We start from the raw sequence: 4,967 nt of genomic DNA on the forward strand, positions 1-4,967 counted from the left end.
CCACCCCGCCCTGGACGGGGCGCCCGTCGCCCGTCTCACCGACACCCTGCGCGAGGCGCTGCTCGGACTGGCGGCCCGGCTGGACCCGGCGGGCGCGGCGGCCGATCCCGACCGGGCGGTGTGCGCGGCGCTGCGGCTGGTGGTGGCCGGGGCCTACGACACCGCCGAGCCCGGCGAGGAACCGGGACTGCTCTACGTCACGCCGCCGGTGGCCGAGCTGGGCAGCCGCCCGGTGTGGCTGGCGCGGGCGCGGCCGGGCGGGCCGATCACCGCCAGGTTCCCGGCCGACCGCTGCTGACCGTCCCCGGTCGGGGGTTCAGGCCTTCTTGACGACGCTGGACTTGAGCTGCATGGCGCCGAAGCCCTCGATGCGGCAGTCGATGTCGTGGCCGTCGACGCCGTCGACCAGGCGGATGTTGCGCACCTTGGTGCCGGCCTTGATGCCGGAGACGCTGCCCTTGACCTTGAGCGCCTTGACGACGGTCACGGTGTCGCCGTCGTTCAGCACGTTGCCGACCGCGTCCTTGACGACCCGCTCGCCGGACGCGGCCTCGCCGCCGCCGGCGGCGGGGTCCCACTCGTGGCCGCACTCGGGGCACACCATGAGGGCGTCCATCTCGTAGGTGTACTCGCCGGAGCACTTGGGGCAGGCGGGGAGGTTGTCGCTCATGTGATCAGACTATCCAGTCGTTCGAGTGGTGGTGCCCGAGGTCAGGGCCGAGGGTCCGGTGACGGCGCCCCGCGCGCGCAGATGGGCACGGGCGTGGGCGATCGCCTCGGGGGTGGTCGCGAAGACGTGGCCGTCGGCGCGCGGCGCGTCGAGGACGCCGAGGGCGTCCAGCGGGCGGTGGTGCTCGTCCCGGACGCCGGAGACCAGGACGAGCGTGCCACGGCGGCGCAGCCGGCCGATGGCGTCACCGAGCACGGTGGCGCCGCTGGCGTCGATCACGCTGACCCGGGACATCCGCAGGATGACGACGTCGACCTCGGCGCTCTCGGTGAGCTCCAGCAGGAAGCGGTGCGCGGCGGCGAACAGCAGCGGCCCGTCGATCCGGTAGGCGACGATGTGCTCGGCGAGCAGCGCCTGTTCCTCGTCGTGGTGGTCGGCCGGCGGCAGGTCGGCGTGCAGCGGGACCTGTTCGACCCTGGCCGCCCGCGCGACCGCGGCGAGCGCCAGGACGCCGGAGACGAGCAGGCCGACCACGACGGCGGTGACCAGGTCGAAGGCAAGGGTGGCGGCGGCGGTGAGCAGCAGGACGGCGGCCTCGCCGCGTCCGGTCCGGGCGAGCGCCCGCAGCGAGCCCACCTCGACCATCCGCACGGCGGTGGCCAGCAGCACCCCGGCGAGGGCCGCGAGCGGGATCCCGGCGACCAGCGGGGCGGCGGCGAACACGATCACCGCCAGGACGGCGGCGTGGACGAGGGCGGCGAGGCGCGATACGGCGCCGGAGCGGACGTTCACGGCGGTGCGGGCGATCGCGCCGGTGGCGGCGACGCCACCGAACAGCGGTGCGGCCAGGTTGGCCAGGCCCTGGCCGAACAGCTCGCGGTCGCCGTCGTGCCGCTCCGAGACGCTCATCGCGTCGGCGGCGGTCGCGGACATCAGGGACTCCAGCGCGGCCAGCGCGGCGACGGCGAGCGCGGAGGGCAGCAGGGCGGGGACGGCGGAGAGGTCGAGGAAGCCGAGCGAGGGCGCCGGGAGGCCGGCGGGCAGGTGGCCGATGGTGGCGACCGGCAGGTCGGTGACGGCGGCGGCGAGGGTCGCGGCGACGACGGCGACCAGCGAGAACGGGACGGCGGGTCGTATCCGGACGCCGATCAGCATCACCGCCGCCACGGCGAGGGCCACGGCGAGCGCCGCCCAGTGCGGCGTGCCGACGAAGGCGCGCACCGCCTCGGCCGCGACGACGGCGGGGTTGTCGCCGTCCGGCTTGGCGACTCCGAGCGCGCCGGGTACCTGCTGGAGGGCGATGACCCCGGCGATCCCGAGGGTGAAGCCCTCCACCACCGGTACCGGGACGTACGCCATCCACCGGCCGGCCCTGGCGAACGCGAGCAGGACGAGGACCACTCCGGCGAGCAGCCCGACCGTCAGCACCCCGCCGGTCCCGTAGCGGGCGACGATCGGGACGAGGACGACGGTCATCGCCCCGGTCGGTCCGGAGACCTGGAGGTTGGAACCCCCGAAGACGGCGGCGAGCGCGCCCGCGACGACGGCGGTGGCCAGGCCCGCCTCGGCGCCCGCGCCGGAGGAGATGCCGAAGCCGAGCGCCAGGGGCAGCGCGACGATGGCGACCGTCAGCCCGGCGATCAGGTCCTTGCGGGGCGAACGCCCCATGGTGGCGAGGGTCTCCCGGTTCGGCAGGACGGCACGCAGCCGTCCGGGAACGGACGCGGCGACGTTCACCCCGCCTCCTTCCTCCTCGTTCCCACCGGCGCGACGGAGCCCGGCGCCGGTCCAACGGCACGCCAGCATGTATGAACATGAAGAATTTTTCAAGTCGCTGATTCGGCATGCGCCGGATCCGGACAGTAGTGAGGCGGCGACGGGCCCGGGGGCTCGTCGCTCAGCGGCGGTGGCGGCCACGCCGGGCGCGCCGGCGGGCGGACGGGGGCGGGACCGGGGTGGGCGCAGGAGCCGCGGATGGGGGCGGTGCCGGGGACGGGGCCGGCAGGCAGAGGCGGGCGGCCTCACGGCCGAGGTTGACGCCGATGGCGAGCGCCATGGCCATGGCGCAGGCCTGGGCCATGCCCCGCAGGCCGGTCTCGGCGTCACCGCGGACGAACGCGAGCAGGGCGAAGTAGAGCACCGAGCCCGGCAGCAGCGGGCAGAGCGCCGCCGTGACGTGCGGAAGCGCGGGACTGCCCCGGTGGCGGGCCATCACCTGGCCGGAGAGACCGACCAGCCCGGCGGCCAGAACGGCGGCGGCGATCGGCTGCTGGCCCGCGCGGACCAGCACGTCGTACGTCGTCCAGCCGGCCGTTCCGTTCAGCATGACCGCGGGCAGCGCGCCCGGCTCGGTGTTCAGCATCACCGCGAACGCCAGGGTGACCAGGACGGCCGCCGTGAGCTGGAGCGGCGGGTTGGACGCGCCGACCGGGAGGTCCCGGGCCGCGAGGTCCGCGCCGTGGTTGATCCCGACGTAGAGCACGGCCGTCACCCCGATCACCACGCCGGTCATCAGGTACAGCGCCTCGACGATGCGGGCGGCGGCCGTGAGGTAGAAGCCCGCGAGGCCCTCCTGCGCGGCGGCGACCAGCCGCCACCCGGGCAGCAGCGCGTACAGGCCGCCGGTGATCACCGCCGAGCCGCGCAGGTGCAGGCCGTTGAAGGAGAGCAGGATGCCGATCAGCGCGGCCGGAGTCGCGGCCAGCACGAACTGGTAGAACTCCGGGAGGTCGTGACGCGCCACCAGCACGGCGAGCCGGTCGCCCACCGTGGCGGCGACGAAGGCGCTGGCGAACACCAGGGCGGCGCGGGCGTCGGTGCGGCCGCCGACCAGGACCGTCACCGCCCCGGCGAGCAGGCCGCAGGACAGCGCCACCAGCCACCCCGGGTAGCGGTGGCCGTTCAGGAGCCCGGCCGCGAGCCGGCGGTGGGCCTCGTCGACGTCGACCCCGCCCGCCGAGATCACGGTGACCAGCCGGAAGAGCACCGCCAGCCGCGCGTAGTCGCCGGACGGGCGGCGCACGGACCGCTCCGCCGTCAGCGGCGGCTCGGCCGGGCCCGGCCGGCAGGAGACCGCGACCCGGGTGAAGGTGACCTGCGGGTCGCACAGGCGGACGCCGTAGGCGAGCGCCACGGCGAGCATCGCCGCCTCCACATCCTCCGCCGCCTCGCCGCTGGCCAGCAGCAACTCCCCCACCAGGAGGGCGAGGTCCAGCACCGCCACGAGCTCGGCCGGCCCCGGCCGGCGGGGGCCGTGCGGCTCGGGGAGCAGCGGGCGGGCGGCGGTGGGCGTGCGGAGCAGCGGCAGCATCCGGTCCGGCCAGGAGGTCGCGCCCGGACCGGTGCCGACGGGGTCCGCGTCGACCTCGCCGGTATCGGCCCGAGCGCCCAGGGGCGGGCGGCCCTGGAGCGGCACCTTCTCCGGTCGCGCCGGCGGCTTGGAGCCCCTGACGGGTCCGGACGGCGCGGCGGGCCGGGGAGGGCCGATCGGCCCGACCGGCCCGGTAGGACCGACAGGGCCGGCAGGACCCACAGAACCGGCAGGACCGACAGGTCCAACGGGGCCGCCGGGCTCGGCGCACGGGCCCAGCTGTTCGTGTTCCGGCATCGCCGCTCCCTGGCCAGCACCCCCCTTCGGGTCGCCCAGTGTATGCGGACGACTACCCGAAGCGACCGCCCGGTGAACGCGCCACGCGCACGCAGGCGCACCCGGGTGGAGTGAACGCGAACGGTTCGCGCCGGTCGCGTCCGGACGCGCCATCGACACCGCCCGCGCCACCTCCGGGGAGTGCCGGACCGTCAGCCGAGGAGGCGCCCGTCCGCGGCGACCACGCGGCCGGCCCGGACGACCAGCTCGCGGGCGGGGAGGTCGATCACGACCTGCGGCAGGCACTCGCCGGCCAGCAGCATGAAGTCCGCGGGCGAACCGGGCCGCAGGGTGACGCGCGGCAGGTCGAGCAGCTCGGCGCCGCCGTCCGCGGCGAGCGCGAAGCAGTCGGTCAGCTCCCGGTCGGTGCGGGCGTCGGTGGTCCAGCCGAGCAGGTGGGCGCGGTGCAGCATGTCGGCGTTGCCGTAGGGGCTCCAGGAGTCGCGCACGCCGTCCGAGCCGAGGCCGACCCGCACGCCGCGCGCCCGCAGTTCGCGGAACGGCAGCACCTGGTGCGCCGAGGGGGCGACGGTGGTGAGGCCCACGCCGGCCTCGGCGAGCAGGTCGGCGAGCGCGTCCAGCCGGTCGCCGGCCAGTTCCGGGACGCAGAAGGCGTGGCTGACCACGACCCGGCCGGCCAGGCCCGCGGCC

The 4,967-nt window shown here is 76.2% G+C and carries 5 protein-coding genes; 1 reads left to right on the forward strand and 4 read right to left on the reverse strand.

What is annotated here, in order from left to right; translation table 11 throughout:
* Nucleotides 1-298, forward strand: a 298-nt coding sequence (locus ABD308_RS23925; protein ID WP_344338440.1) for a hypothetical protein, incomplete at its 5' end; no start/stop codon positions are given.
* A gap of 18 nt (nucleotides 299-316) precedes the next feature.
* Here ABD308_RS23925 and ABD308_RS23930 read toward each other — a convergent pair.
* From ABD308_RS23930 to ABD308_RS23945, 4 genes are all read right to left on the reverse strand, one after another.
* The gene (locus ABD308_RS23930) at nucleotides 317-670 is read right to left on the reverse strand and encodes a zinc ribbon domain-containing protein YjdM (protein WP_344338442.1); all 354 of its coding nucleotides are present in this window, start codon (nucleotides 668-670) and stop codon (nucleotides 317-319) included.
* A 9-nt stretch (nucleotides 671-679) separates the two neighbouring features.
* Nucleotides 680-2,338 (reverse strand): SulP family inorganic anion transporter, encoded by a 1,659-nt coding sequence (locus ABD308_RS23935; RefSeq protein ID WP_344338450.1) that lies wholly within the window; start codon nucleotides 2,336-2,338, stop codon nucleotides 680-682.
* Between the two features lie 229 nt (nucleotides 2,339-2,567).
* The gene (locus tag ABD308_RS23940) at nucleotides 2,568-4,085 is read right to left on the reverse strand and encodes a threonine/serine exporter family protein (RefSeq protein WP_344338443.1); all 1,518 of its coding nucleotides are present in this window, start codon (nucleotides 4,083-4,085) and stop codon (nucleotides 2,568-2,570) included.
* Nucleotides 4,086-4,468: 383 nt separating this feature from the next.
* A partial coding sequence (locus ABD308_RS23945; RefSeq protein WP_344338444.1) for an amidohydrolase family protein occupies nucleotides 4,469-4,967 on the reverse strand: 499 nt, incomplete at its 5' end.

The organism is Kitasatospora putterlickiae, assembly GCF_039527695.1.
GTDB classification, from domain to species: domain Bacteria; phylum Actinomycetota; class Actinomycetes; order Streptomycetales; family Streptomycetaceae; genus Kitasatospora; species Kitasatospora putterlickiae.

Coding starts and splice junctions, on each gene's coding strand:
- ABD308_RS23935 (WP_344338450.1), bottom strand. CDS start 2,338: ATGGGGCGTTCGCCCCGCAAGGACCTGATCGCCGGGCTGACGGTCGCC.
- ABD308_RS23930 (WP_344338442.1), bottom strand. CDS start 670: ATGAGCGACAACCTCCCCGCCTGCCCCAAGTGCTCCGGCGAGTACACC.